Below are 26,574 nucleotides of genomic sequence, written 5' to 3'. Positions count from 1 at the left end.
TTGGGGACGTTCCTTTTCTGCCGGCAGTTGGGGACACTCCTTGCGCTGGCGTCGCATAGTCATTTGGGACGTTCTTAAACGACTAGTCGTTGGGGACACTCCTTGGGCGCGGTTGGTGCATTGGCGTTGCATCGGGTGGTCGGGAAAATGCGGCCCGGTTTTTGGCCGAATAGCGGGTCGCGGTTTCCGGATGGGGTGGGTTGCGGAAAGTGCGACCCGGAATATTGCTCTGAAACGGGATGCGGTTTCCCTGATGCGCCTCAAACGGAAAGCGCATCCCATTCCGGAGCTTCAAAACGGGATGCGCTTTCCGCGCGGAAGAATTGTCGCAGCTGCGTTAAGCAGTGTCGCTCGTTACTCGCCCAGAATCAGCGCCGCGAGCTCGTCCTGGGTGTCCACCACGTAGTCGGCGCCGGCGGCTTCCAACTCTGCGCGGCCGCGGAAGCCCCAGGTGACACCGGCGCTCTTGAGGCCAGCGTTGTGACCGGTCAGAACATCAACATTGGAATCGCCCACATAGAGCGTGGTCGCCGGATCGGCGCCCAGCTCCTCCATTACATGCAGCGTGACGGGCGCTTCGGGCTTGGGCGGAAACGCATCGACACGGCCCTGTACCAGCGCAAAGCGCTCGGAACCAAAATACTTCTCGATAAGCGGAGCCGCCGAGACGTGGTCCTTGTTAGTGAGCACGGCAAGCTGCACACCCGCGGCGCGCAGGCGGTCGAGCATCTCGATCGTACCGGCATAGGGGGCGGTGTGGTCCTCCTTGTGCTCGCCGTAATAAGCCCTAAACTCGGCAAGCGTCTGCTCAAAGGCGCGACCGTCGCCCGCATACTCGGCGGGCATAAAGCGCTCGACCAGCTTGAGCATGCCGTTTCCCACCTTGTAGCGGTACTCGTCTACGGCAAACGTGGGCCAGCCGTGCGTCTCGCAGGTATGGTTGCCGGCGGCCGCCAGGTCCTCGAGCGTGTTGAGAATGGTGCCGTCCAGGTCAAAGATCACATGGGAAAAAGCTGCTGCCATGGGTGCTCCTGCCGCTTGAGTTGTAAAACGCACCCCATGATACTGGGCATGCGTGCCGGGCATGTTTGGAATCTGAATATCTTTAATAGCCCTGAGCCTTTGTCGTTAGCAAATCCTCGGCAGCTGCTCTCCTACGAGCATGTCGAGGATACGGGTCGAGCCCCAGCCGGTGCGTACGCGCACGGCGTGACGGGCGCCCTCGGCAAGCGGCAGCACGCGGCCGATGATGGCGGCGTTCTCGCCGTAGCGGGCGGCGCGCATGGCGGCCAGTGCGGCATCGGCCTGCTCGGCCGGCACCACGGCGACCATCTTGCCCTCGTTTGCCACCTGCAGCACATCGTAGCCGAGCATCTCGCAGGCTGCCTGCACGTCGGGGCGCACGGGTACATCGTCCTCGTCGATTTCCATGGTAACGCCGCTGGCCTGAGCAAACTCGTTGAGTGTGGACGCCAGGCCACCGCGCGTGGGGTCGCGGAGGCAGCGCGTGTCGGGCGCTGCGGCCAGTACGTCGGCGATCAGGTGGTTGAGCGGCGCGGCATCGCTTTCGATGGTGCTCGAAAACGCCAGACCCTCGCGTTGGCTCATGATGGCGATGCCGTGGTCGCCGAGTGTACCCGACACCAGGATGACATCGCCAGGCTGGCAGTTGGCGCCGCTGAGCGCCACGCCCTCGGGCACCTCGCCCACCCCGGCGGTATTGATGTAGACGCTGTCGGCCCCGCCGCGCTCGACCACCTTGGTGTCGCCGGTGATGATGCGCACATCGGCCTCGCGTGCGGTCTCGGCCATCGTCTGCACAATCTGGTGGAGCTTGTCCATGGGGTAGCCCTCTTCGAGGATAAAACCGCACGATAGGTAGCGCACGTTGGCGCCCGAGGTCGCGACGTCGTTGACGGTTCCGCACACGGCGAGGCGGCCGATGTTGCCACCGGGGAAGAACTGCGGCGAGACCACAAAGCTGTCGGTCGACATGGCGATGCGCCCGCTCGCGGGCAGCGCGGCGACGCCGGCATCGTTGCCCGCAAGCAGCTCGGGCGAGCCAAAGGCATCCAAAAAGACTTCGTCGATGATGCGCTTCATCATCTGCCCGCCGGAGCCGTGGCCCAACAGGACGGTGCTATCGGTGATGCTATGGGACATATCCAAAACTCCAATCGTGGGTGGTGCCAGTATGTGGGTGTGTCCGGGCTAGTCGCGGTAGCGGTAGTACGCCGCGCAGCTGCCCTCGGAGCTCACCATGCACGGGCCGACGGGGTGCTCGGGCGTGCAGGTGCGGCCAAAGAGCGGGCAGCTGCTCGGCGTAATGGCCCCGCGCAGCACGTCGCCGCAGCGGCATCCGCGCGGCTCGACCGTCGCCTCAACGGGCACGTCAAAGCGAACGCGGGCATCAAAGCGCGAGAACTCGGGACGGATGGAAAGGCCCGAGTTGGCAATCGGCCCCAATCCGCGCCATGTGGTATCGCATGGCTCAAATACCTGCTCGACCAGCTGGCGCGCCACGGGGTTGCCGTTCGCATTGACGCCGCGACGGTAGGCGTTGTCGATTGCGGGCCTGTCCTCGACAACCATCTGGACCAGCATGCAGATGCCCTGCAGGATATCGACCGGTTCAAATCCCGTGACCACGCCGGGGGTCTCGAACTCATCGACCAAAAAGCCAAAGGGGGCCAGGCCTGTGATGGTAGCGACGTGACCAGGCAGGATAAAGCCGTCGATGGTCGTCTCGGGGTCGTTGGAGATCGCACGCAGAGCCGGCGGCGTGGTCTTGTGAGCACAGTAGACCGAGAAGTTTTGGAGTCCGCGTGCATCGGCCTCCAAAATGGCGGCGGCGATGGTGGGCGTCGTGGTCTCAAAGCCGACGCCCATAAAGATGACCGGGCGATCGGGGTTGTGTTCGGCGATATCGAGTGCATCGAGTGGGGAGTACACAATGCGAATATCGCGCCCCGCGGCCTTTTGCGCGGCAAGCGAGGTGGACGATCCGGGCACGCGCATCATGTCGCCAAAGGTGGTGATGATGGCGCCGTCCATCTTGGCGAGCGCGATTGCATGGTCGATATCGCGGTTGGCGGTAACGCAGACGGGGCAACCCGGACCGCTCAGCAGTTTGAGCCCGGCAGGCATAATGGAGCGAAAACCATAGCGCCCGATGCTCGCGGTATGCGTGCCGCAGACTTCCATAAGGTTGATGGTGCGGTCGCCGACAAGCTCATGAATGCGATCGATGAGCTCGCGAGCCAGCCTGGGGTCGCGAAATGCCGAAAAGTCGATACCGGAGCGAACCGGCTGCGCCGCCGCCACTAGTATGCCTCGGCCGGGTTGGTGGCGAGCTGGTCCTCTTCGGCCAGCTCGGTCATGGTATTGACGAGCTCGAGTGTCTCTTGGGCTTCCTGCTCGTCGACAATCTGAATGCCAAAGCCGGCGTGCACGAGAATATAGTCGCCTACCTGTGCCGTCGGCACGAGGCGCAGCGAAACGGGGCGCTCGATGCCCATCATGTCGACGGTCGCCTTAAGGTCGTCGTCGCGTTTGACCACTTTACCGGGAACGGCAAGGCACATAATGTTCCCCTTTTATACGTTTTGCGCTGGATAGGCGCCTAATTACCCATCAGTTGATGGTAGCGCTCGCGGAAGTCACGAGCAAACGCGTTACACCTGTGAGACGGCGGCGCGCAGGCTGGCAAAACAGCCTATCGCGATGCTGTCTGCGCGAGGCGGGCGCGAGCGATGGCGGCCTGACCGTAGGCGATGCAGCCGTCGTTAACGGGCACGGTTTGGGGAATCAAGACCGTAAGGCCTGCGTCTTTAAGATTGCGGGTGAGGAGCTGAAGCAAAAGTCGGTTCATGAACACGCCGCCCGAGAGCGCGACGGTATCGATGCCTTCGCGCGCGCAGATTTCGTGTGCGATTCGTGCCGAAGAGCGCGCGATGGCGATGTGGAACCCGAGCGCGAGCCTGCCGGCGGGCACGCCGGTCCTGATTCCCTCCAAAAGCGCCTCAAAAAGCGGTCTGGAGTTCAGAACATGGCAGTCGTCCGGACGGGATGATTCGGTTACGGAAAAGCTGGCCATATTGCCGGTAGGGCAGGCACTTTCACTGCTGAGCGCGCGCCAGGCGGCGGCTTCGAATTCTATGGCGGGTTCGCCCTCGTAGGTTGCCTTGTCGCAGATGCCCAGAATTGCTGCCGCGGCATCAAAGAGACGCCCCATGCTGCTGGTATGCGGGCTGTTGATGCCGCGCTCGATCATGGTGGCTGTCACGCTGCGCGTTTGCTCGTCGAGGCTGTCCAAAAGCCGAGCGGCGCCTGGGTGCTCGAGCAGGCCGAGCTCACTGAGCAGGGCAAAGGCGTTGCGGCGGGCGTCGCGCACGGAGGCCGCCCCGCCGGGGAGCGCCCAGGTGCGCAAATGCGCGGCGCGCTCAAAGCCGCCAAGGCTGGCAACAAGAAACTCGCCGCCCCAAATGGTCCCATCGGTACCGGCGCCGGTGCCGTCAAAGGCGATGCCAAGGACGCGCGCGTCGGTTGTGAGCTGGCCCGCGGCGATGGCCTCGGCCATCACGCTCGCGATGTGCGCATGATGGTGCTGCACCTCGACGAGCGGCAGATTGCATTTTCGCGCCTGTTCGCGCGCCCACTGGCTCGACAGATAGCTGGGATGCATGTCGCATGCCAAGGCGGCAGGCGCCAGGTCAAAGAGGTTTTCCAAGCGCGTGCGCGCGGCGTTCCAGGCATCGAAGGTCCCGCCGTTTTCAACATCGCCGATATGCTGCGACACAAAACAGGTTGCCTCGCCGTTCGTCCCTTCACGCGTGAGCGCAATCGTGGCCTTTTGTTGTGGCCCGCAAGCGAGCACGCAGGACGGAGCGCCGTCGAGCGCCGGCAACGGCAGCGGCTGGGGTGCATATCCGCGAGCGCGGCGAACGGGCATAACGACGCCGTCGACCACGCGCACCACGGAATCGTCATAGCGCGAGAGAATCGCTCGATCGTTGCCGAGCAGCGCGTCGGCAATGCCGGCGGCAACGAGGCGCTCCCAGGCAAAGTCGTCGTCGGTCTCGATGGGTTCTTCGCTCAGGTTTCCGCTGGTCATGACGAGCGCGTGCATGCCGCGGGTTTCTGCCGCGGCAAGCAACAGATGCTGAAGCGGGGTGTAGGGGAGCATAACACCAAGCTCGGGCAGGTCGTGCGCGACGGACGGCGCGAGCGCGAAGGCGTTGGGGGAGCCGCCGCTCTCGCAAACAGCACGTCGGCGCAGCAGCACAATGGGGCGAATGCTGCCGGCCAGCAAGCCGCGCTCAACGTCGCTGACATGGCATAGGCGTTCAACGTCGGCAAGGTCGCGCACCATGACGGCAAGTGGTTTGTTGCTGCGGTGTTTGCGACGGCGCAGCTCGGCCACCGCCTGCTCGCTGGCGGCGTCACAGGATAGATGGAATCCGCCCAGTCCCTTGATGGCGACGATACCGCCGTTGGCCAGCAGCTCAACACAGCGGTCGATAATGGCGTCGCTGGCCGCGCGTGTGGTGCCGACGGCCGGTGTCGCGGACGAATTCCCGCACGCATCGCCGTTCACAGCCTCGCGCCACGTAATATGCGGCCCGCAATCAAAGCAGGCATCGGGTTGCGCGTGAAAACGCCGGTCGAGTGGGTCGGCATACTCCGCGGCACACTTGGGACACATGGGAAAACAATCCATCGACGTGGCCGCTCGGTCATAAGGCAACGATCGGATGATGGTAAAGCGTGGGCCGCAGTTAGTGCAGTTGATAAAGGGGTAGTGATAGCGTCGGTCGGCGGGATCGAACAACTCGCGCAGACAATCGTCACAGGTAGCGATATCGGGCGAGACGAGCGTCGTGTGCGCGGTCTGGTCCTGCGATGCCACAATGCGAAAGCCCTGCTCATCGGCAGCGCTCCAACCGCCAGGCCCCAAGCCCACAACCTCGACATGCTCTACGCGGGCTGCCGCAGGCGCATGCTCAGAAAGCGCGGCAGCAAAAGCATCGAGCGCATCGGCCGGAGCGTGCGCCTCGATGTGCACGCCGTCGCCCGCGTTGAGCACCCATCCGCAAATGCCATGCGCCATGGCCTCGCGATACACAAATGGTCGCATGCCAACGCCCTGCACAATGCCCGTTACATGAATATGCACATGCCGCATGCGACACTCCTCATCAAAACCGACCAAAAAGGGACAGGTTTATTTTGGTAGGTAAAACGCTAAACCTGCCAAAACAAACCTGTCCCTTTTTGGCAGGTGCGCTGCGGGAAATCCCGCTATAGCCCCAGACTTTGCCTGGTGGCGGCGCAGGTGAGCTCGCCGTGCTTAACGCCGCGCAGGCCCAGCAGGCGGTCGGCTAGTTCGTAGACGCGCTCGCCGCGACCCTTGAGTGCCAGGATCTCCAGACAGTTGTGGTGATCCAGATGCACGTGCATGGTCGATACGATCTCGTCGGTGTAGTCGTGCTGCACTTCGTCCAGACGGCGCGTCAGGTCGCCGGTATGGTGGTCGTAGATCATGGTGAGCGACCCGATAACATGCTCGTCGGGCGTGCGCATCTGCTCCTTGGCGATCGAGGCGCGAATCAGGTCGCGCACGGCCTCGGAGCGGTTGGCCACGTCGCCGCGGCGCGCGATCTGTTCGTCAAAACGGCGCAGCAGGTCATCCGGTGCGGTAACCGAAAAACGGACCAGCTCGGAGCCGGAGCCACTACAGTGGCAGCCCGCGTCACCGTCCGCCCCGTGCGGATGCTCGTGCTCGTACCCGCAGCCGTGCTCGTGTTCGGCCACCTTACACCAGCTTCACGGAGCCGACGGAGTTGTGGTCGGCCTCGATGGCTTCCTCGTAGCCCTCGAGCGCGTCATGCGCCTCGTGCAACGCGGCCATGGCGGCCTCGAGCTTGGCGCCGATGCGCTCCATGTCAAAATTCTCGGTCGCATGCAGCAACTGATGGCTCCATTCGTGAGCGAGCTCGATGGTGTCGTCGACCTGTTTGACGCTCATGGCAAGCTGGCTCATGTTCATTCCAACATCATGCATGGGAAATCTCCTTTTGTATGGGGTAGTTCAGTGGTTCAGATTTTACTACGCCCGCTTTGCGCGCAGCTGCATAAGAAAACGGGTGCGAGTCTGTGCGACCCGCACCCGTTCACTGGGGGCTGTTTGTGACTACCATACTATCCGTGGTTGCACTCGGTGCATTCAGAAGTCCGGCGAGCGGCGTAAAAGCGCTCATGGACGGCAGGCAGACGGCAACATGTAACAAGCGTATTACAGATGTTTCTCCAGCAGCGCCTGCAGCCTCGCCTTGGGCAGAGCGCCAACCGAGCGGTCAATCTCCTCGCCGTTCTTAAACACAATCAGCGTGGGGATGCTCATGACGCCATACTTCATGGCCAGGTCCTGGTTGTCGTCGACGTTGCATTTGGCAACGGCAAGCTTGCCCGCCAGTTCATCGGCAACCTCGTCAACGATGGGCGAGAGGGATCGACAGGGCCCGCACCACGGTGCCCAAAAATCGACCAGCACGGGCAGGCTGTCGCTAACGACGGAATCGAAGTTCTCGGGGGTAATCTGCTTAATGTCAGCCATGGTGACCTCCATAATGTGACGCGGCTTGGCCGCGTAAAACTCAGTACGACCGTGCTTATACCCAGCCGCCCGCAAAGCAACCACTCGCAGGCGGCTCTTTTATATAATGGTGGGCACGCAAACGATTGGAGAGCGCATGTCCACGTCACAAAGCCAGAAAAAAGAAGCCATCGCCCAGGCGGCCGAGCAGGAGCTTGCATCGCTTGCGGTCCGTGGCGTGCGTATCGCGGGCAACGCGTGCTCGCCGATCGTGCTGGTCAAAGGCGATTTGGACGAGGCCGAGCGTTCGGGTGGCGAGCTTGCCGCTGGCCCGGATGGCGCGGCGTTGCGCAAGGCGCTTGGGGCCATCGGCTACGCGCCCGAGGATTTTTGCGTGCTGGCAAGCGTCGCCGGCGTGGGTGACGGAGCGGTCGCGGTGGGCGAGACGCTGCCGTGCGAGCTGTTCCGTGAGGCGCTTGAGGCTTTGGACCCCGAGGCGGTGCTACTGCTCGACAACAACGCGGCTGACGCCATGCGCGAGACCTACGCCGATATGCTCGTGGCGATCGATGACTTCGACACCGCCATGCTCAAGCCCGGCTTGGTCGCTCATGTGCAGGGTCGCCGCGTGCTCGCGCTCGACGGTTTTGAGGCGGCACTCACCGACAAGGCCGCTAAGCAGCGCATGTGGGCCTACATCAAGCAGCTGACTCCGGCGGCCGCTCCGCTGTAGCGAGCCCGCGTCGACAAACGACCCCGAGCGGGCGAGCCGTACCCGCGGAACGCAAATCCGTCGCGCCCGCGCCCTTACATCACAGCGCGCAGCTCAAACCGATCGCCGTTAATGCGGAACTGGCAGTTGCCGTTCATGCGCTCCACGGCGAGTTTAATGCTCTTGGTGCCAAAGCCGTGACCGGCGTGCTGAGCCACGGGCATGCCGTCGACCATGTGCGGCGCCCGTCCAAATGTGTTGGAAACCGAAAGCAGCAGCTGCCCGTCCTCAAACCGCAGATCAAGATCGACAAAGCGCTTGCCCTCGGGGGCGGTGCTCGCCGCGTCAATGGCGTTTTCCAGGGCATTCGAAAGCACGCTGAACAGGTCGACATCGGCCACATGCACGCTCTGGGGCACGGCGGCGCGCAAGTCGGCGGAAATGCCGCGCTTGCTGATATCCGAGCCAAACGACGAAAGCGCGATGTTGACGGTCTCGTTGGCGCTGTAGCGGCGCACGGCGGTGCGGTCGTTGGCCTCGCATAGCGTATCGATGCGATCGAGCGCCTCGTCGGTGCGGCCTTCTTCGATCAAGACGGCCAGACCGCGCAAGAAGTGCCGCATGTCGTGGCGCAGAATCGACAGCTCGCGTCCGGACTGGCGCCATGCATCGAGTTCCTTCATGGCCGAGCTATCGCGTGTCTCGAGCATCCAGCGTTCACGCTCGGCAGCCTCTTTTTCTTCGTATTCACGCAGGTAGACGGCGAGGAACATAAGGTAGAACGCACAGAGCGCAAAGGCCAAAAACTCAACCGTCACCACCGAGCCCGAGTGGAACAGCGTGGTGTAGACGTTGGTGGCGTAGTCAAAGATGTAATAGACGAGCGGCAGGATGAGCAGAATCTCGAGCTCGGTAGGGCTTTTGACCGCCAGACGGGGTCCAATGTCACGGGCCCAATGCAGCAGGATCGCAAAGACGGCGACCGTGGTGATAATGCGCGCCACGTAGTACGCGATTTGCGAGTCAGTGGCGGCGAGCGCGGCGATGCCCATCCAGTTGCTAAACTGGCAGCTCAGGTAGGCACTGGTAACGCCCAGGATGGCGAGCAGCGGACTCAGGCGATAGCGTACGCACAGGTAGACGACAAGCGGCAGATGCACGACGAGTGGATAGGCCTGTCGGGCGAAAAGCTCGCCGCCGACGGCATTGGCGAGGCCGAATGCGCATCCGGTTACGGCGCCGACCCCCACCAGCTTCCACCGTATGCCGAAAACACCCGGACGATGCCGTGCAGATCGCTTCGCTCTGCTATAGTCTCCCAAATTCACGTTTTCTATTGGGATGGTGGTTAATATGGGCGACATACTCGAATCGTTCCTGCGCGTGGCGATGGTGGTGTTCATCGTCGGTCCGCTCACTGCATGGGTCGCCCGTCGCGGCGCGCGCGAGCGCAGTGAGGCGACGGACAGCCTCGATCGCTTCACGGTGCGCATGCCCGCTGCCATTCGCACGATCATCGCCTGCTGCGCCGTCGCGTTCGAACTGCTCATGCTGGGTGTCTACGTCTGGCAGGGCGTCTCGTTGGGCGAGTGGGACCACGAACTTGTGTGGTTCGGTCACGCCATGGCGCTCGCGGGCATGGCCATCTGGGCCCTGCTGAGCATCCCGCGCATCGACGTGGACGGTGAGCGAATTCTCTCGCGTAACGCCTTCGGCATCCGCAAGGAGACGACGTTTGGCAACATCACCCGTGCAACGCTTCACACGCAGATGATGAGGATCGACCTGTTCGAGGGCGACCGGAAGTTCTGCTCGATAAGCCTCGAGGGGGTGTGCTCGCTCAACCTCCTCGCCCGTCTGGAGGAAGAGGGCATCGAGGTCTCGGACGCTGTTGACGGCCCGATGACCAAGGCGGGTCTGTGTTGGTCTGCCATCAAGCCGTTGACGATTGTTTTCAACGGTATGGCGCTCGTCTTCTCGCTCGTGATCGCCTTCATGGCTGTTTTCACCGACGCCGGTGCTCGTCTGCTCCTGCTCGTCCCATGCCTCTTCCTGTTCATAGGGGGACTCCTGCCTCTGCTCATGCTCAGCATGCCCGCCCGTGGTATCTACGAGATCGGCAGACAGGAGCGCGAACTCGGTTTCTCCTTCGCCGAGGAGATGGCGAGCCGAGGTGCCACGGGCACCTCGCTTGTCGACGACGATTGGTTCATCGAGATCAGCAACGCCCGCGTCGTGGCGTTCCGCCGCGATTATCTCAAGAAGGTCACGGCGCACGAGAACAGCGAGAGCGGCGACCGTTGCACGGTGACCACGAAAGGCGGTCGCAAAATCAAGGTGTATGCAGCGGGCAGCACGCTCGAGGACCTGCGCTCGTGGTTCAAACAGGGTGCCAAGGCCAGAAGCACGCTCGACCGTGCAGAGGACGCGCTCGAGACGACGTCTGATTGGGTTGTCTGACCTGTATCGTCTTTTCGGACACGCATGCTAGAGGCCCAATCCTTTAGAATGCATTCATCGACGACCGAGAGGACGGTATGCTATGTCCAACCCAGCCGCCAGGTACACCGACGAGTTCAGGCGCGAGACCGTCGACTACATCATCTCGACGGGCAGGCCGATAACGGAATGCTGCGCAGAACTGGGCCTGAATTCCAAGACCGTGAACAAGTGGGTGCAGAACCGCCGGCGCGAGCTTGCCGGCGGGCCCGACCCCAAGGCCGAGGACCGCGAGCTTCGCGAGGCGAAAAGGCGCATACGCGAGCTCGAGATGGAGAACGCCTTCTTGAAAAAAGCCGCGGCCTTCTTCGCCAAAAGCCAGGCGTAGCCGCATGCTACCGGATGATGTTGGCGGAGAAGGCCGAATTCCCGGTGAAAATGATGGCCCGCGTGCTCGGCGTGAGCCGATCGGGCTTCTACTCGTGGCTCTCCAACGGCTGCCCGCGAGAAGACTGGTCGGCCGAGCGCGAGGCGGTCCGGCGCGTGTGGCTGGAGTCGGACCGCAGGTTCGGCTTCCGGTTCGTGAAATGCTTCCTGCCCGGCGAGTTCTCCGGATTGACCCTGTACAGGGTGCGCAAGCTGATGCGCGAGCTGGGAATACGCGGCTGCACGCCCAACGCCAGGAAGCGCACCGCCATCCCCGACCCGAAGGCCAGGCCCCGGCCCGACCTGGTGCGCCGCGACTTCACCAGTCCCGTTCCAACCTACAAGCTCGTGGGCGACATCACCTACCTGCGCACCGGCGAGGGATGGCTGTACCTGTCGACGGTCATCGACCTCAACACCCGCATGGTGGTGGGCTGGTCGCTCTCCGAGCGCATGACCGCCGACATCGTGGTTTCGGCGCTGGCGTCGGCCAAATCGCGCGGCTACGTGGCCGGCAACGCGATATTCCACGCCGACCGCGGCGCCCAGTACACCAGCAGGCTTCTGGCCGAATGGGCGCGCGACAACGACGTGCGGCTGTCCTGCAGCCGCACCGGCAACTGCCACGACAACGCGGTGGCCGAGTCGTTCCTCGCCACGCTGAAGAACGAGATGTACTACAGGCGCAGCTTCCCGACCAGGGATTCCGCCAAGCACGCGGTGGTCGAGTTCATCGAGGCGTACTACAACCGCCGAAGGCCCCACTCGACGATCGGCTACAAGGTGCCGGCCGAGGCCATGGCGGCCTTCTTCGAGAGAACCGAGCCCAAGCCCGAGGCCATGCCTATGGCCGCTTGATTTCTCGAGCATGCGTGTCCGAAATCTTGACACAGGTCAGAAGGCCTCGATGCCAGCGCTGCGCCGATATGGGGCAGCGGCCCCCCGTTGGCCGCCATGGCCCTGACTTCCGAGCGTATGCTGGCGCCGCTCGTCTTAAGACGTTGACCTCCATCCGGAGCCTGCGGTTCTCGCGCTCGGGCTCCAGGATCCGGTTCTACTCGGGCGTGCGGTTGTCGGCGGCGCGCGGCGAGCCGGTCTCGTTTATCGACTTGACCCGCCTCTCCACGGTGCTCTTGTCGAGGTCGCACTCGTCCATGGCCTCGCGCCTGGGCTTTCCGGCGTTGTGGAGATCGACTATCTTCCTCTTGAACTCGTCGGTGAAATGCCTCGGTCTGGGGCCGGTCGAGGCCGAGCCCCCGGTCCGGCTGGGGTAGCATGTCGCTGCGGACCATTGTCTTTCCTCTCGTTGAATATCTAGGCGCTGACGATTCTAGGCGATGGCCCTCTCTTGCTTCTTACACCTCGATTGTGCTCGCTACCCCCAGCGGGCCCGGATCGAGCGATTCGGGCCCGCTTTTGGGGCCTGCCGGAAACCCGGTGGTCAAAAAGGGCCAAATATGAGTACTGTTACCAGTTTGGTGGCAGCCAAATGGCCTCAAAAATCGGTGCCAGAGGCCAAAAGTGCATCGATTTCGTTCTTCAGAGTCGCGATCGGGCTCCAAACAAGGCGATTTTGCTGCTCTGGACCGGAAAATCGATGCTACTAATTTGGTGACAGTACTCATATTTGGCCCTTTTTGACCACTGCCCCTTGGTCCAGGACAAAACGGGCTGCCCGAATCATGGGGCGGGTCCATTTTCGGCTGTCCTCAGCTTGCCAGTTCGAAAATGGACCTGCCGCATGATTGAATCTTTATTTCAACTTTACACCTAGGTTTACAGCTGTCTTGTCAGCTGTAAACCTAGGTGTCATACTAAAGCCCCAAGATTCGCCAAAAGAGAGGGGCCTTGATGGCACAGAGCGCGAACATGGATGCGTCGGAGCTTGCACGCGATATCGCGGCCGGCCTAGCATCGGCAACGACGGCAACGGAGCGCGCGGCACTGGTGCCCGCAGAGCTCGTCGAGGCCATTCAGCAACTTAAAACCCAACGTGACGCGGTGATCCTGGCACACTATTACGTGGCGCCCGAGGTCCAAGCCGTTGCCGATTACGTCGGCGACAGCTTCTACCTGGCAAAACTCGCCAAGAGCCTGCCGCAGCGGACCATCGTGCTGTGCGGCGTGGAGTTTATGGGCGAGAGTGCCAAGCTGCTCAACCCCACCAAGACCGTGCTGCTGCCCGAGCCGGGCGCGGACTGCCCCATGGCTCACATGGTCAAGCGCGAGACGGTCGACGCGGCGCGCACCGAGTACGGCGACGACCTGGCCGTGGTCTGCTACGTCAACTCCACGGTCGAGATCAAGAGCTGGAGCGACGTGTGCGTCACCAGCTCCAACGCCGTTAAGATCGTGTCCGAGCTGCCGCAGCAGCATATCCTGTTCATTCCCGACCAAAACCTGGGCCGTTTCGTAGCCGAGCAGGTGCCGCAAAAGCACGTCATCCTCAACAACGGCTACTGCCCGCGCCATCACATCATCACCGTCGAGCAGATCGTCGACGCGACGGAGGCCCACCCCGACGCGCTCGTGCTGGCGCATCCCGAGTGCAAGGCCGACGTCCTGGCCGAGGCCGACTACATCGGCTCCACCGCCGGCATTATCAAGTACGCCGAGGAGTCGGACGCGAGCGAGTTCATCATTGTGACGGTCCGCGGTGTGCTCTACGAGCTCGAGCGCCGCTGCCAGGGCACCGGCAAGAAGTTCTACTTCCCCGCGGTGCAGCCCACCTGCGTCAACATGGATCTCATCACGCTCGAAAAGCTCGTGCGCTGCCTGGAGACGGGTGAGGGCGAGGTGCAGATCGGCGTCTCGGACGAGGCGGCAGACCAGGCCAAGCTCACGCTCGACCGTATGCTCGAGTACGCAGCGCGCTAGAACAATGTGACGTGAGGGACAGTCCCGCATGTCACATTACAAGGGAGAGGATTCCTGTGGAAACCAAACAATACCCCGACATGGAGTGCGACGTCGTCATTGCCGGCTGTGGCGTGGCGGGCCTGTACGCGGCTCTCAACCTGCCGACGAGCACGCGCGTGATCATGCTCTCCAAGGGCGCTGTCGACGAGTGCGATTCGATGCTCGCGCAGGGCGGCATCTGCGTACTGCCCGAGGGCTCGGACTACGATGCCTTCTTTGAGGACACCATGCACGCCGGCCACTACGAGAATCGCCGCGAGAGCGTCGACATCATGATCCGTTCGAGCCGTTCGGTCATCAACGATCTGCTAGCGATGGGCGTGGATTTTGAGCGCAAGGCCGACGGCAGCCTCAACTTTACCCGCGAGGGCGCGCACAGCCGTCCGCGTATTGCCTTCCATGCCGACATTACGGGCAAGGAGATCACGACCAAGCTGCTCCAGGCCGTTCGCAAGCTGGATAACGTGCAGATTTTGGAGCACGTGGCCATGACCGACATCCTGACGGGCGAGCGTGACGGCGTCACGGTGTGTGTCGGTGTCGTCGCCGTTTCCGTGGACGAGGACAACTCGGTTCGTCCCGCCGACGAGCTGGCAAATGCCGCCGAGGGCGTGCATGCCGGCGAGCCGTTTAAGATTCATGCCCGCCGCACGCTGTGGGCGACAGGCGGTATCGGCGGCGTGTACGACCATTCGACTAACTACCCGCAGCTCACGGGCGATGCATGCTACATCGCTCAGGAGCATGGCATTAAGATGGAGCACCTGGACTACGTGCAGATTCACCCCACGGGGCTGTTCTCGCCGCAGCCGGGTCGCACCTTCCTGATCAGCGAGAGCTGCCGCGGCGAGGGCGCGATTTTGCTCAACGCCGCCGGCGAGCGCTTTACCGACGAGCTTCAGCCGCGCGATGTGGTCGCTGCCGCTATTCGCGAGCAGATGAAGCAGGACGGTACCGAGCACGAGTGGCTGAGTTTTGCCCCCGTCGAGCGCGATGTGGTGACCGGGCACTTTGCCAACATTCGCGCGCGCTGCCTGGAGGACGGCCGCGACATCTTGGACGAGCCCATCCCCGTTACGCCCACGCAGCACTACTTTATGGGTGGCGTATGGGTCGATAAGGACGGCCGCACCTCGATGCCCGAGCTCTACGCCGCGGGCGAGACGGCCTGCAACGGCGTTCACGGCAAGAATCGCCTGGCTTCCAACAGCCTGCTCGAGTCCCTGGTTTGGGGCCGCCGTGCCGCCTGGTGCATGCGCACCGGCGAGTCGCTCGCCGTGGAGCAGGCGGGCGAGCCCGCGCTTGACGGGCGTCATCGCGCCCTGGGCGCCGAGACCCTTGCAATCGATGATTTGGCCCGTGCGGCCGGCACGCAGGCCGTGGAGGAGTAGACCATGAATCCCATTACCATGAAGCTCGTCGTCGATGATCTGATTTTGCAGGCTCTGCGCGAGGACATCACGTTTGAGGACGTGAGTACGGCGAGCGTGTGCCCTACGGCGCGCCCCGCTACCGTTGAGCTCATCGCCAAGGCCGATGGCATCATCGCCGGCCTGGATGTGTTTGCTCGCACCTTTGAGCTGCTGGATTCGCAGAGCTCGGTGCTGTTTGATGTTGCCGACGGTGACGAGGTGCACGCCGGCGACCACGTGGGCCAGGTGCGCGGCGACGCGCGCGTGCTGCTTTCGGGCGAGCGCGTGGCGCTCAACTACCTGCAGCGCATGAGCGGCATCGCCACCTACACGCACAACATGGCAGCGGCGCTCGAAGGTACCAAGACCGTGCTTGTCGACACGCGCAAGACCACGCCGGGCATGCGTGTCTTCGAGAAGGCCGCGGTCGAGATCGGCGGCGGCAGCAACCACCGCTACAACCTGTCGACGGCTGTCATGCTCAAGGACAACCACATCGACGCCGCCGGTGGCGTGGCGCGCGCGATTGAGATGGCGCGCGCCCATGCGTCGTTTACCACGACGGTCGAGATTGAGTGCGAGAACCTGGACATGGTACGCGAGGCCGTGGAGGCCGGCGCCGACATCATCATGTTCGACAACATGACCCACGACGACATGGCTGCCGCGATTGAGCTTATCGCCGGTCGCGCCAAGACCGAGTGCTCGGGCAACGTAGACGCCGACAACATTCGCGCCCTGGCCGACCTGGGTGTTGACTTTATCAGCTCGGGGGCGTTGACGCACTCTGCGCCGATTCTCGACCTCTCGCTCAAGCACCTGCGTCTGCTGGACGGTAAATAATGGACGCCCGCGAGCGTCGCCGTGCCATCATGGCCGTGCTCGAGGGAGCCACGGAGCCCGTATCGGGCAGCGCGCTTGCCCGCGAGGTTGGCGTGAGCCGTCAGGTCGTGGTGCAGGACATTGCCTTGCTGCGTGCCGATGGGCACGATATCGTGGCGACCAACCGTGGTTATGTGCTGCAGGAGGCCCCCAGCAGCCCCGCCGTGCCCACGCGCTTGGTCAAGGTTCGCCACAGCGTGGAGCAGGCAGGCGACGAGCTCACGAGCATCGTCGACGCGGGCGGCGCCGTGCTCAATGTGATCGTCAATCACCGCGTGTACGGTAAGATCACGGCTGACCTGGACATTCGCAATCGTCGCGATGTCGAGCGCTACCAGCACGATATCGAGAGCGGCAAGAGCTTTCCACTACTGACGGTGACCAGCGGCTACCACTTCCATCGCATCGCCGCGGAGGACGAGCAGACCCTCGACGAGATCGAGGCCATACTCAAGGAGAAGGGCTACCTTGCCGATTTAATGCCCTACGAGGATGATTTGTCCTAACCCGATACTGTCTTTATAAGTTGCGGTGAAATAGTTCCTACAATCGGCACCTAAGCAATGAGCCAGGAACTATTCCACCGCAACTGCCAAGGTAGCCCCGTCCCCAATTAGCTGCCTGTACAAACAAAAGGAGGCCTCCGCGGCGATGCGGAAGCCTCCTTTTTGTGCACGGTGTACTTTTGAGTGTGCAAGTGGGGGAGTTGTTACTCCTCGACGATCTCGGTGATCGCGCCAGCGGGGCAAGCGTCCTGGCAAGCGCCACAGGCGACGCAGGAGTCCTCGTCGGCGACGGTAGCGACGTCCTGGAGCTCCAGAACGCCAGCGGGGCAGGAGTCGACGCAAACGCCACAAGCGATGCACTCGTCGGCATCAATTACGGGATGAGCCATGGTAGTTTCCTCTCTGTTGACCGACGCTACAGGCGATGCGCGCCGGTTTGATTCGGGCAAAAACATACCACGGGAGCGACCGTTTGCAATACCCTCTGGCCGGCATCTTCATACCGTTCGCCGAGTATGCCAAGGTTTACTAAAAAACGCGCAGGTGGGGCCGTTGAGCTGCGCAAATGTTAGCTATAGGTGACTTGAAATATAGGGCGATTGAGTGTGCTTGTGGAAAGCGCATCCCATTATTTGGCCGAAAAACGGGTCGAACTTTCCCCAGGGAAGCCCGGGGCCGCCATGTGCGCTCCCAAGCCCAAACCTCAGCCATCTCTACATAGATCTCAATAGATCTGCCGAGAACTCAAACAGTGCATCTACCTGCGCATTTGAGAACCTAAACTCTCAGAGATAAGAAATCTTATATGAATTGACTTAGATTTTGTATATTCCGGCCCATAAGGGGATACACTACATCCTGAAAGACAAGCCGAAACACCGCGCGGCAGACCGCCGAGTCGGTGCAAACGCACAAGAGAGAGGGAATTTCTAATGAGTAAGATTCTTGGTATCGACCTTGGTACTACTAACTCCGCTATGGCCGTCCTCGAGGGCGGTTCTCCGACCATTATCGTGAACGCCGAGGGCGACCGTACCACCCCGTCTGTCGTGGGCTTCCGTGCTGACGGCGACCGCGTCGTGGGCAAGGCCGCTAAGAACCAGGCGGTCACCAACCCCAAGAACACCGTGTTCTCCATCAAGCGCTTCATGGGCCGCAAGTACTCCGAGTGCACCTCCGAGATCAAGACCGTGCCGTACGAGGTCAAGGAGGGCCAGGGTGGTCGTGCCGTCGTCGACATCGAGGGCAAGGATTACACCGCCGAGCAGGTGAGCGCCATGACGCTCGCAAAGATGAAGGCCGACGCCGAGAAGTATCTGGGCGAGACCGTCACCGACGCCGTCATCACCGTCCCGGCCTACTTCAACGACGCCCAGCGTCAGGCCACCAAGGATGCCGGTAAGATCGCCGGCCTCAACGTCAAGCGTATCGTCAACGAGCCGACCGCTGCTGCTCTGGCCTATGGCCTGGACAAGCAGGGCACCGACCAGCGCATTCTGGTCTTCGACCTGGGCGGCGGCACCTTCGACGTCTCCATCCTCGACCTCGCCGACGGCGTGTTTGAGGTTCTGTCCACCTCGGGCGACAACCACCTGGGCGGCGACGACTGGGATCAGCGCGTCATCGACTGGATGGCCGACAAGTTCCAGCAGGAGAACGGCGTCGACCTGCGTCAGGACCCCATGGCCCTGCAGCGTCTGAAGGAGGCCGCCGAGAACGCCAAGAAGGAGCTCTCCGCCGCCCAGCAGACCACCATCAACCTGCCGTTCATTACCATGAACCAGTCCGGCCCGCTGCACCTCAACTACACGCTGACCCGCGCCGAGTTCGAGAAGATCACCCGCGACCTGCTCGAGCGCTGCAAGCAGCCTGTCACCAACGCCCTGCGTGACGCCAAGCTTAAGCTCTCCGATTTGACCGAGGTCATCCTCGTCGGCGGCTCCACCCGTATGCCCGCCGTCCAGGAGCTCGTCAAGACCATGACCGGCAAGCAGCCCAACATGTCCGTGAACCCCGACGAGGTCGTTGCCGACGGCGCTGCCGTCCAGGGCGGCGTGCTCACCGGCGACGTCGAGGGCATCCTGCTGCTCGACGTTACCCCGCTGTCGCTGGGCGTCGAGACCATGGGCGGCATCATGACCAAGATGATCGACCGCAACACCACGATCCCGACCTCCAAGACCGAGGTCTACTCCACCGCTGCCGACAACCAGACCAGCGTCGAGATCAACGTGCTCCAGGGCGAGCGCGAGCTTGCCCGCGATAACAAGTCGCTCGGTAAGTTCCAGCTGACCGGCATCCCGGCTGCCCGCCGCGGCGTGCCGCAGATCGAGGTCACCTTCGACATCGACGCCAACGGCATCGTCAAGGTCTCCGCTAAGGACAAGGGCACCGGCAAGGAGCAGCAGATTACCATTTCCGGCTCCACCGCTCTGTCCGACGACGAAGTCGATCGTATGGTCAAGGACGCCGAGGCTCATGCCGAGGAGGACAAGAAGCAGAAGGAAGAGGTCGAGGTCCGCAACCAGACCGATAGCCTGTGCTACTCCACCGAGCAGACCCTCAACGAGCTGGGCGACAAGGTTTCCGCCGACGTGAAGTCCAAGGCCGAGGCCGCTATCGCCGATGCCAAGAAGGCGCTCGAGGGCTCTGACGTCGAGGCCATCAAGGCCGCTGGCGAGTCCCTGCAGTCCGTGGCCTACGAGCTGGCCCAGGTTGTCTACGCCGACGCTCAGCAGCAGACCGACGGTGCCGCCGGCGCCCAGCCTGCCGACGATGACGTGGTCGACGCCGACTACGAGGTTGTGGACGGCGAGGACAAGTAATCATGTCCGCCCGTAAAGCTCGCACGGAGGCGGCCGCCGCTGGCGCCGCCCCCGTTGACTCTGAGGAGAAGGACGTGAAGATTCCCGTAGAGGCCGTCGACGATACCGAGGCCAACGAGGCCGAGGCCGCCGAGGCTGCCGAGAACCAGGTAGAGGATTCCAACAAGGAGGCGACGATGACCGAGGACGAGATGGTGGAAGCCGCTATCCGCGCCGGTGAGGAAGCCGCCGACAACGACTTTAAGCTCAAGTTCGAGCAGGCCCAAAAGGAGCTTGCCGACGTGCGCAGCGAGCTCGATGCTGCGGCAGAGGCTCAGAAGGCTGCCGAGGACAAGGCGAAGGACGCCACCGAGCGCACCGCCCGTTTGCAGGCCGACTGGGAGAACTTCCGTCGCCGCACCGCCAACGAGCGCATCGCCGAGCGCGACCGCGCGACTGAGAAGCTTGTCACCGCGCTGTTGCCGGTAATCGACGATATCGAGCGCGCGATCGACCATGCCCGCAGCCAAGAGCTTGCCGACGACTTTAAGCAGTTCGTCGATGGCGTCGATGCGGTGCATGCCAAGCTGCTCGATGTGTTTGCGCACGAGGGCGTTGAGCCCATCGACCCCAAGGGCGAGGCGTTCGATCCGCTCGAGCACCAGGCTGTGGGTCGCGTCGAGGACGCATCGCAGTACGACGAGACCGTCAACGACGTGTACCAGAAGGGCTACCGCATGGCGGATCGCATCCTGCGTTCCGCGATGGTGACGGTGACCTACGGTGGCGAGAAGCGCCCCGCACCGGAGCCCGAAGCGGCGCCCGAGGATGCTTCGGCCGATACGGCCGAGAGCACCGAGGAGTAATTGAGAAGGGCCCCGGGGCAACACCCGGGGCCCTTTCTGGCCTAGTGCCATATGAAAGCATGAGCCGCCGCCCGCTGGGCGGCGGATGAAACAGGAGAGGAGCTACGATGGCTGCAGGCAAAACCTTCTATGACATCCTGGGCGTATCCAAGAGCGCCTCCGACAAAGAGATCAAGAGCGCGTTTCGCAAGCTCGCGCAAAAATATCACCCCGATGCCGGCGGCGACGAGGCTAAGTTTAAGGAGATCAGCGAGGCCTACGAGACGCTTTCGGACGAGAAGAAGCGCAAAGAGTACGACCAGATGCTCATGTTTGGCGGCATGCCGGGCGCGGGCGGCGCATATGGCGGCGGCTGCGGTGCCGGCGCGGGCGCCAGCGGCTGGGGCGACATCTTCGACAGCATCTTTAGCGGCAACGGCGCCTGGGGCAGCGATTGGGGCTCGGGCTTTGCCGGGGCTGCGGGCGCTGCCGGTGCCGGCGCGGGTCGCAGCCGCGCTCGCAAGGGCGGCGACCTGTCGCTGACCGTCGATGTTTCGGCCGAGGACGCGTTTCGCGGCGTGACGCACAAGGTCACCTATCGCATTCCCTCGACAGGCGAGCAGCAGACCATCACGGTCTCGGTGCCCGCGGGCGCGGTCGATGGCGGCAAGCTACGCTACAAGCGTCGCGGCGAGTATGGCGTTGCGGGTGGCGAGCGCGGCGACCTGGTCGTGACCACGCATGTGGAGGAGCACCCGCTGTTCAAGCGCAAAGGCGCCGACGTGACCATGGAGGTACCGGTCTCGGTCTACGAGGCGGCGCTCGGCTGCACGGTGGACGTGCCCACACCCGGCGGTGCGACGGTCCGTTTGAAAGTGCCCGCGGGTACCCAGACGGGCAAGAAGTTCCGCTTTAAGGAGATGGGAGCGCCCGACGTTAAGCACCGTGGCCGTACGGGCGCGCTGCTCGTCGAGATCAAGGTGCAGGTCCCCACGAACCTATCCGATGACGAGCGCGATGCCATGACCAAGCTGCGCGAGGCCGACACGCGCGACTATCGCGAGAAGGTCAACCGTTACAAGGCGACGTACTAGGGTGGTTGCGGCGCCCGCCCGCGTCCGCGGGCTTATGATGGACGATAACGAGACGGAAAGGGGTCAGGTAGCATGGCCGAGGACAATAGGAACAAACCGCTGTACATGATCAGCGTGGCGGCCGAGCTGACCGGCATGCACCCGCAGACTCTGCGCGTCTACGAGTCCAAGGGCCTGGTGAATCCTCAGCGCTCGGGCGGCAACACGCGTCTGTATTCGCGTGCCGATATCGAGCGCCTGGAGCTCATCAACCAGCTGACTGACGAGGGCATCAACCTTGCCGGCGTGGTGCGCATCCTCGATATGAAGGAGCGTGCCGAGGAGCGCGAGCGCGAGAACGAAAAGCTCCGCGCCCGCGTGCGCCAGCTCGAGGACGAGCTGCACGAGTATAAGATGCAGAAGAAGATCACCGCCCTGGCCCCGCGCGACGGCTCGGTCAACCCCGAGCAAGTCATGCGCAAACTGCTGGGCACGGGCGGCGACCTGTAGGCACTCATTGGGGACAGACTTAAATGAGTACCTGCAGAATGAGAGTGGATAATCTCCCGTTTTTTGCCTGTTTGCAGGCTCAAAGTGGGAGATTATCCACTCTCGTCATTTGAGCGTCTAAGTCTGCCTCCCCAGGACCTAACTCGTCCTCTGCTTTACTGAGATAAAGTGAACGCAGAGATTCGTAACCCACTCGCAACCGTTCTATGGCACGATATTGAACGAATGTATGCTATGCGCCCAAATCTTTTGGGCAGAGTGGGAGACAGTATGGTCAAGCTGTACGAGGACGGCATCTACCTGCGCGGCGGCAGCGAGGTTGTGCCTGCGGCCGAGGCTGCCGAGCGCGGTATTACGCAGACACCCGAGGATGCCAAGCGCGGCACCATCGCGTATTCGATCCTCCAGGCACACAATACGTCGGGCGACCCCGAGGCACTCAAGATTCGCTTCGATGCCATGGCGAGCCACGACATCACCTTTGTCGGCATCATCCAGACGGCGCGCGCTTCGGGCATGGAGCAGTTCCCGCTGCCTTACGTGCTCACCAACTGCCATAACTCGCTGTGCGCCGTGGGCGGCACCATCAATGAGGACGACCACGTCTTTGGCCTTTCCGCAGCCAAGAAGTACGGCGGCATCTTCGTTCCGCCGCACATCGCCGTCATCCACTCCTTTATGCGCGAGAACTTCGCCGGTTGCGGCAAGATGATCCTGGGTTCCGACTCGCACACCCGCTATGGTGCCCTGGGTACCATAGCCGTGGGCGAGGGCGGCGGCGAGTTGGCAAAGCAGCTGCTGCGCGACACCTACGATGTCGCCTATCCCGGCGTCGTGGCCATCTACCTCACGGGCGCCCCGCGCCCCGGCGTCGGCCCGCACGACGTGGCGCTCGCCATCATTCGCGCCGTCTTTGCCAAGGGCTACGTCAAGAACAATGTCATGGAGTTTGTGGGCCCGGGCATCGCGAGCATGACGACCGACTACCGCAACGGCGTTGACGTCATGACCACCGAGACCACCTGCCTGTCGAGCATCTGGGCCACCGACGAGGACACGCACGCGTTTTTGACCATGCACGGCCGCGGCGACGACTATCGCGAGCTCAAGCCCGCCGATGTCGCCTACTACGACGGTTGCGTCGAGGTCGACCTGTCGAGCATCAAGCCCATGATCGCACTGCCGTTCCATCCTTCCAACGGCTTTGAGATCGACGAGCTCAACGAGAACCTCGAGGACATCCTGCACGAGGTGGAGCTCGAGGCCGCCAAGATCGGCGAGGGCAAGACGCACTTTAGCCTGCTCGACAAGATCGTCGACGGCAAGCTGCACGTGCAGCAGGGCGTTATCGCCGGCTGCTCGGGCGGCAACTATGACTCCGTGGTCCAGGCTGCCCGCGTGCTCAAGGGCGCCAATACCGGCTGCGGCGAGTTCTCGCTGTCGGTCTATCCCACGAGCCAGCCCGTGGCGCTCGAACTTACACGCCGCGGCTACATCTACGACCTCATGGAGGCCGGCGCAATCGTGCGCACGGCATTCTGCGGCCCGTGCTTCGGCGCCGGCGACACGCCCGCCAACAACGGCCTTTCGATCCGTCACACCACGCGCAACTTCCCCAACCGCGAGGGTTCCAAGCCGGGTAATGGCCAGCTGAGCGCCGTGGCCCTGATGGACGCCCGCTCCATTGCGGCAACGGCTGCCAACGGCGGCGTCCTGACGCCGGCGACCGACCTGCCCGAGGACACTTGGGACGAGGCCTGCGAGTACACCTTTGACGACGCGCCGTACAAGAAGCGCGTGTACTGGGGCTTTGGCAAGGCGGAGCCTGCCGACGAGCTGGTCGAAGGCCCCAACATCAAGCCGTGGCCCGCGATGGAGCCGCTCGGCGACGACATCCTGCTCAAGGTTTGCTCCAAGATCATGGACCCGGTCACCACGACCGACGAGCTCATTCCCTCGGGCGAGACGAGCTCCTTCCGCTCCAACCCGCTGGGCCTGGCTGAGTTTACGCTGAGCCGCCGCGACCCGGCCTACGTGGGTCGCTCCAAGGAGGTCGACGCTGTGGAGAAGCGTCGCGTTGCCGGCGAGTCCGCGGGCGACCTGGCGGCGTTCGATGCCGAGCTTGCCGGTGTGTTTGAGGCGCTGGCCGGCGCGGGTGTCGCGGCCGATGCCAAGGCGACCGAGTTCGGTTCCATGATTTACGCCAAGAAGCCTGGCGACGGCAGCGCCCGCGAGCAGGCCGCGAGCTGCCAGCGCGTAATTGGCGGCCTGGCCAACATCGTCCACGAGTACGCCACCAAGCGCTATCGCTCCAACGTGATGAACTGGGGCATGGTGCCCTTCCAGATGGAGGCCGAGCCCAACTTTGAGGTGGGCGATTACGTCTTTGTGCCGGGTATCCGTGCCGCGCTCGATGGCGACCTGAAGGACATCGCCGCCTACGTGGTGCGCGCCGATGGTGCGGTCGAGCAGATTGAGCTTTACATTGCCGATATGACGGCAGAGGAGCGTGCCATCGTCAAGGCCGGCTGCCTGATCAACTACAACAAGTTCAAGGCCGCTGCCGAGTAGCGCACTTAATTGTCCGCCCGGGGCTTACCCTTTCCCGCCCGCTCACGCGCTTCGCGAGGGCCGCGTTCGGGAAAGGGTAAGCCCCGGGCTACATTTCTGCGTTCTCGTTGGGTCTTGAGGGACGCTAATAAATAGACTTGCTTGATGCCGCCTCTGTTATCGGGGCGGCTTCTTTTTGTTGAAAACCACCACAAAGGGGGCAGGCACCTTTGTGGTGGTGGGGACGAGCTCGATGCTGTTGTGATCGTTGAGCGGCATGTTAATGGGCGGCTCTACAGAATTTCATCTGGGCTGGCGGGTTTGGTTGTTTTGGGGATGCCGAGTTTGGATGACGCGAAATCGTCAACATTGTCCTTAATTCCGTCTTTGGTGTAGACAGTGACCATATAGGTGCTGTGTCCGAATTCGCCCTTGTCGCGTGTTGCCCAGGCATCCCAGTAGGCGGCCCCGTTTCGCCCTTTGATTTTTCCGACACGGCGGAGTTCTGTTCGCTTTAATTTCTGGTTGCTATAGATGGTTCGACCGGCCTCCTCGGTGAGCCCGCACTGTCCAAGCATCTTGTCGAGGACTTGGTTCATGTGACGCTCATCGGTGTTTGGTGCGTAGTCGTAGGCGAGGGTGATGAAGTCGAGTGGCTGGTCGTCGATTAGATAGTTTAGCGTCTGAGGTCCAAGGCAGAAATAGGGGGAGCATCCGTCGATCTGACCGAGCAGTGGCAACTTTGACTGCCAACTTCCGGTGGGAATTCCATCTTCGTAAAACACGCCGCGACAGATAAAGGAGAGCGAGGTGGCACGCGAGCCGGCGTCGACCATTCCGCATAAATCGAAGGGCGAGGTGATACCAAGGGAAAAGGGCGTGATGACGATAAGGAAGAGCATCACGATGGGTATGGCGAGAATGGCGATGACGTTGCGACCGGTGGAATGAGGCGGCTTCATATGCGCTCCTCGAGACAAAGATCTGTTGAGGATAGGCAGAAATGGATATGTTCAGAGAGCAATTCAAGTTTAATCTCATTGCGCGAGATGGTCGACCGTTAGCGTCGAAAACCACCACAAAGGTGCCTGTCCCCTTTGTGGTGGTGAGGAGCGCGCGGCTTCTTTTGGTAATAGTGTTAGCTGGCGGTATCATTAGTGCAGGTGGCGAAGGTTTGCATTGTGGGGTGTTTTGCCGTGAGCCGTTCTGCCCGTATTGGATTGATTGTCTTGGCGCTTGCGATCGCTGTGGTTGGCGCGGGCGCTGTCGGTATGGCATTTCTACCTGCTGCGGTGACGGAGCCGGTGGTCAAGCCTGTGACTCAATCTGTCGAACTTCTGACCGGCGACGACAAGCCCGAGACCATTACCGTTGATTTTGATGAGCAGCCGGCTGTGCTGGGTATTAGCAATTATCCGCGTATTCAGCTTGGGGCCATGCGCTATACCACGGATACAAGCCTGATCGATAGGGCGTCCGAGCTACTCAAGGGCAAAACATTTAAGCGTTGGTACGGATATGCGTCCTATCGGGCAAAAGCGAACGACATGGTTGGCGGATGCCACTCGTCCATCGAGCTGGACACTGCAAACGGCGCAAAGTTATGTGATGTCTCGTACGATCCGGGCTACGAGGGCAATGAGGGTCCGGGCATCTACATCATGGACGGCGATGTCGCCTATGTCATGGAGGGCGACCAGACCGAGCTCAACGATTTTATGGGTCAGTGTATCCAAGATGCCTATAAACAGACCTGCTTGCCTGACCCGCAGACTGCACGCGATAGTGGGTCTGCCCGTACATGGCTGTTCGAGGATGAGATGCCCTGGATCGTCGAATCGGGAAGTACGGGTTCGGCGAAGGAGTAGAGACCGCGACCACCACAAAGGTGCCTGTCCTCTT

24 protein-coding genes and 1 pseudogene are annotated in these 26,574 nt (G+C 62.3%); 14 read left to right on the top strand and 11 right to left on the bottom strand.

Annotated features, from left to right (window positions below):
* Positions 1-354: 354 nt before the first annotated feature.
* The 8 genes from DW850_RS03610 to trxA form a co-directional block, all read right to left on the bottom strand.
* Entirely contained in the window at positions 355-1,023 is a 669-nt protein-coding gene (locus tag DW850_RS03610; protein WP_117786252.1) for an HAD family hydrolase, read from the bottom strand.
* A gap of 105 nt (positions 1,024-1,128) precedes the next feature.
* Positions 1,129-2,163, bottom strand: coding sequence for a hydrogenase expression/formation protein HypE (hypE, locus tag DW850_RS03605; RefSeq protein WP_117786251.1), 1,035 nt, complete (start codon positions 2,161-2,163; stop codon positions 1,129-1,131).
* Positions 2,164-2,211: 48 nt separating this feature from the next.
* Positions 2,212-3,324, bottom strand: a complete 1,113-nt coding sequence (gene hypD / locus DW850_RS03600) for a hydrogenase formation protein HypD (RefSeq protein ID WP_117786250.1) — start codon at positions 3,322-3,324, stop codon at positions 2,212-2,214.
* Positions 3,324-3,584, bottom strand: coding sequence for a HypC/HybG/HupF family hydrogenase formation chaperone (locus tag DW850_RS03595; RefSeq protein WP_055250830.1), 261 nt, complete (start codon positions 3,582-3,584; stop codon positions 3,324-3,326). The genes hypD and DW850_RS03595 overlap by 1 nt, the downstream gene beginning before the upstream one ends.
* Before the next feature lie 131 nt (positions 3,585-3,715).
* Complete coding sequence (gene hypF / locus DW850_RS03590; protein WP_117786249.1) at positions 3,716-6,184, bottom strand: carbamoyltransferase HypF; 2,469 nt, start codon at positions 6,182-6,184, stop codon at positions 3,716-3,718.
* Positions 6,185-6,300: 116 nt separating this feature from the next.
* Positions 6,301-6,813, bottom strand: a complete 513-nt coding sequence (nikR, locus tag DW850_RS03585; RefSeq protein WP_199574629.1) for a nickel-responsive transcriptional regulator NikR — start codon at positions 6,811-6,813, stop codon at positions 6,301-6,303.
* Position 6,814: 1 nt separating this feature from the next.
* Entirely contained in the window at positions 6,815-7,063 is a 249-nt protein-coding gene (locus tag DW850_RS03580) for a hypothetical protein (RefSeq protein ID WP_006235225.1), read from the bottom strand.
* Between the two features lie 231 nt (positions 7,064-7,294).
* On the bottom strand, positions 7,295-7,615 hold the full coding sequence (gene trxA / locus DW850_RS03575; protein ID WP_117758617.1) for a thioredoxin: 321 nt from the start codon (positions 7,613-7,615) through the stop codon (positions 7,295-7,297).
* A gap of 136 nt (positions 7,616-7,751) precedes the next feature.
* Here trxA and DW850_RS03570 point away from each other — a divergent pair, with 136 nt between their 5' ends.
* Positions 7,752-8,327, top strand: coding sequence for a hypothetical protein (locus tag DW850_RS03570; protein ID WP_117786248.1), 576 nt, complete (start codon positions 7,752-7,754; stop codon positions 8,325-8,327).
* A gap of 74 nt (positions 8,328-8,401) precedes the next feature.
* Here DW850_RS03570 and DW850_RS03565 read toward each other — a convergent pair whose 3' ends face one another.
* Complete coding sequence (locus DW850_RS03565) at positions 8,402-9,556, bottom strand: ATP-binding protein (protein WP_158565214.1); 1,155 nt, start codon at positions 9,554-9,556, stop codon at positions 8,402-8,404.
* A 103-nt stretch (positions 9,557-9,659) separates the two neighbouring features.
* On the opposite strand from DW850_RS03565, the gene DW850_RS03560 reads away from it, so the two are divergent.
* The 7 genes and pseudogenes from DW850_RS03560 (at position 9,660) to DW850_RS03530 (ending at position 16,890) form a co-directional block, all read left to right on the top strand.
* The gene (locus DW850_RS03560) at positions 9,660-10,766 is read left to right on the top strand and encodes a hypothetical protein (protein WP_233540602.1); all 1,107 of its coding nucleotides are present in this window, start codon (positions 9,660-9,662) and stop codon (positions 10,764-10,766) included.
* An 82-nt stretch (positions 10,767-10,848) separates the two neighbouring features.
* A pseudogene (locus DW850_RS10380) lies at positions 10,849-11,076 on the top strand (transposase); the annotation flags it as partial.
* Positions 10,977-12,029 (top strand): IS3 family transposase, encoded by a 1,053-nt coding sequence (locus DW850_RS03555; protein WP_158565213.1) that lies wholly within the window; start codon positions 10,977-10,979, stop codon positions 12,027-12,029. The pseudogene DW850_RS10380 and the gene DW850_RS03555, both read left to right, overlap by 100 nt.
* A 993-nt stretch (positions 12,030-13,022) precedes the next feature.
* Complete coding sequence (gene nadA / locus DW850_RS03545) at positions 13,023-14,048, top strand: quinolinate synthase NadA (protein ID WP_117786245.1); 1,026 nt, start codon at positions 13,023-13,025, stop codon at positions 14,046-14,048.
* A 56-nt stretch (positions 14,049-14,104) separates the two neighbouring features.
* Positions 14,105-15,481: an FAD-binding protein gene (locus DW850_RS03540; RefSeq protein ID WP_233540029.1), complete on the top strand. Its 1,377-nt coding sequence runs from the start codon at positions 14,105-14,107 to the stop codon at positions 15,479-15,481.
* 3 nt (positions 15,482-15,484) lie between these two features.
* Positions 15,485-16,345, top strand: a complete 861-nt coding sequence (gene nadC, locus DW850_RS03535; protein WP_117786243.1) for a carboxylating nicotinate-nucleotide diphosphorylase — start codon at positions 15,485-15,487, stop codon at positions 16,343-16,345.
* On the top strand, positions 16,345-16,890 hold the full coding sequence (locus tag DW850_RS03530; RefSeq protein WP_117786242.1) for a transcription repressor NadR: 546 nt from the start codon (positions 16,345-16,347) through the stop codon (positions 16,888-16,890). Before nadC ends, DW850_RS03530 begins: the two co-directional genes overlap by 1 nt.
* Positions 16,891-17,093: 203 nt before the next feature.
* Here DW850_RS03530 and DW850_RS03525 read toward each other — a convergent pair whose 3' ends face one another.
* Positions 17,094-17,279 carry a DUF362 domain-containing protein gene (locus tag DW850_RS03525; protein ID WP_006235216.1) on the bottom strand — a complete coding sequence of 62 codons (186 nt, stop codon included), beginning with the start codon at positions 17,277-17,279 and terminating at the stop codon, positions 17,094-17,096.
* A 543-nt stretch (positions 17,280-17,822) separates the two neighbouring features.
* On the opposite strand from DW850_RS03525, the gene dnaK reads away from it, so the two are divergent.
* The 5 genes from dnaK to DW850_RS03500 all read left to right on the top strand — a co-directional run bounded on the left by dnaK (position 17,823) and on the right by DW850_RS03500 (position 24,693).
* Positions 17,823-19,715: a molecular chaperone DnaK gene (dnaK, locus tag DW850_RS03520; RefSeq protein WP_117786241.1), complete on the top strand. Its 1,893-nt coding sequence runs from the start codon at positions 17,823-17,825 to the stop codon at positions 19,713-19,715.
* Positions 19,716-19,717: 2 nt separating this feature from the next.
* Positions 19,718-20,560, top strand: a complete 843-nt coding sequence (locus DW850_RS03515; protein WP_117776389.1) for a nucleotide exchange factor GrpE — start codon at positions 19,718-19,720, stop codon at positions 20,558-20,560.
* Positions 20,561-20,667: 107 nt separating this feature from the next.
* The gene (locus tag DW850_RS03510) at positions 20,668-21,633 is read left to right on the top strand and encodes a DnaJ C-terminal domain-containing protein (protein ID WP_117786240.1); all 966 of its coding nucleotides are present in this window, start codon (positions 20,668-20,670) and stop codon (positions 21,631-21,633) included.
* 72 nt (positions 21,634-21,705) lie between these two features.
* Positions 21,706-22,122, top strand: coding sequence for a heat shock protein transcriptional repressor HspR (locus DW850_RS03505; RefSeq protein WP_055250809.1), 417 nt, complete (start codon positions 21,706-21,708; stop codon positions 22,120-22,122).
* A 270-nt stretch (positions 22,123-22,392) separates the two neighbouring features.
* A complete protein-coding gene (locus tag DW850_RS03500; RefSeq protein WP_117583636.1) occupies positions 22,393-24,693 on the top strand; it encodes a hydratase in 2,301 nt (766 codons plus the stop codon).
* Between the two features lie 272 nt (positions 24,694-24,965).
* Here the strand turns inward: DW850_RS03500 and DW850_RS03495 are convergent, their stop codons facing one another.
* Positions 24,966-25,634, bottom strand: a complete 669-nt coding sequence (locus tag DW850_RS03495) for a hypothetical protein (RefSeq protein WP_117583635.1) — start codon at positions 25,632-25,634, stop codon at positions 24,966-24,968.
* Between the two features lie 234 nt (positions 25,635-25,868).
* Here DW850_RS03495 and DW850_RS03490 point away from each other — a divergent pair, with 234 nt between their 5' ends.
* Complete coding sequence (locus DW850_RS03490; RefSeq protein WP_147349585.1) at positions 25,869-26,540, top strand: hypothetical protein; 672 nt, start codon at positions 25,869-25,871, stop codon at positions 26,538-26,540.
* Positions 26,541-26,574: the final 34 nt, after the last annotated feature.

The organism is Collinsella sp. AM36-4AA (assembly GCF_003467795.1).
Lineage (GTDB): Bacteria > Actinomycetota > Coriobacteriia > Coriobacteriales > Coriobacteriaceae > Collinsella.
The sequence above is the reverse complement of the archived record's forward strand: the minus strand, read 5'-3'. Positions and strand labels throughout refer to the sequence as shown.

What these genes read in the sequence shown, in the direction of transcription:
- nadA (WP_117786245.1), top strand. Translation starts at nt 13,023, where the DNA reads ATGGCACAGAGCGCGAACATGGATGCGTCGGAGCTTGCACGCGATATC.
- DW850_RS03510 (WP_117786240.1), top strand. Translation starts at nt 20,668, where the DNA reads ATGGCTGCAGGCAAAACCTTCTATGACATCCTGGGCGTATCCAAGAGC.
- DW850_RS03515 (WP_117776389.1), top strand. Translation starts at nt 19,718, where the DNA reads ATGTCCGCCCGTAAAGCTCGCACGGAGGCGGCCGCCGCTGGCGCCGCC.
- DW850_RS03580 (WP_006235225.1), bottom strand. Translation starts at nt 7,063, where the DNA reads ATGCATGATGTTGGAATGAACATGAGCCAGCTTGCCATGAGCGTCAAA.
- nadC (WP_117786243.1), top strand. Translation starts at nt 15,485, where the DNA reads ATGAATCCCATTACCATGAAGCTCGTCGTCGATGATCTGATTTTGCAG.
- DW850_RS03500 (WP_117583636.1), top strand. Translation starts at nt 22,393, where the DNA reads ATGGTCAAGCTGTACGAGGACGGCATCTACCTGCGCGGCGGCAGCGAG.
- DW850_RS03525 (WP_006235216.1), bottom strand. Translation starts at nt 17,279, where the DNA reads ATGGCTCATCCCGTAATTGATGCCGACGAGTGCATCGCTTGTGGCGTT.
- DW850_RS03570 (WP_117786248.1), top strand. Translation starts at nt 7,752, where the DNA reads ATGTCCACGTCACAAAGCCAGAAAAAAGAAGCCATCGCCCAGGCGGCC.
- dnaK (WP_117786241.1), top strand. Translation starts at nt 17,823, where the DNA reads ATGAGTAAGATTCTTGGTATCGACCTTGGTACTACTAACTCCGCTATG.
- DW850_RS03560 (WP_233540602.1), top strand. Translation starts at nt 9,660, where the DNA reads ATGGGCGACATACTCGAATCGTTCCTGCGCGTGGCGATGGTGGTGTTC.
- trxA (WP_117758617.1), bottom strand. Translation starts at nt 7,615, where the DNA reads ATGGCTGACATTAAGCAGATTACCCCCGAGAACTTCGATTCCGTCGTT.
- DW850_RS03595 (WP_055250830.1), bottom strand. Translation starts at nt 3,584, where the DNA reads ATGTGCCTTGCCGTTCCCGGTAAAGTGGTCAAACGCGACGACGACCTT.
- DW850_RS03505 (WP_055250809.1), top strand. Translation starts at nt 21,706, where the DNA reads ATGGCCGAGGACAATAGGAACAAACCGCTGTACATGATCAGCGTGGCG.
- hypE (WP_117786251.1), bottom strand. Translation starts at nt 2,163, where the DNA reads ATGTCCCATAGCATCACCGATAGCACCGTCCTGTTGGGCCACGGCTCC.
- DW850_RS03530 (WP_117786242.1), top strand. Translation starts at nt 16,345, where the DNA reads ATGGACGCCCGCGAGCGTCGCCGTGCCATCATGGCCGTGCTCGAGGGA.
- DW850_RS03610 (WP_117786252.1), bottom strand. Translation starts at nt 1,023, where the DNA reads ATGGCAGCAGCTTTTTCCCATGTGATCTTTGACCTGGACGGCACCATT.
- DW850_RS03495 (WP_117583635.1), bottom strand. Translation starts at nt 25,634, where the DNA reads ATGAAGCCGCCTCATTCCACCGGTCGCAACGTCATCGCCATTCTCGCC.
- hypF (WP_117786249.1), bottom strand. Translation starts at nt 6,184, where the DNA reads ATGCGGCATGTGCATATTCATGTAACGGGCATTGTGCAGGGCGTTGGC.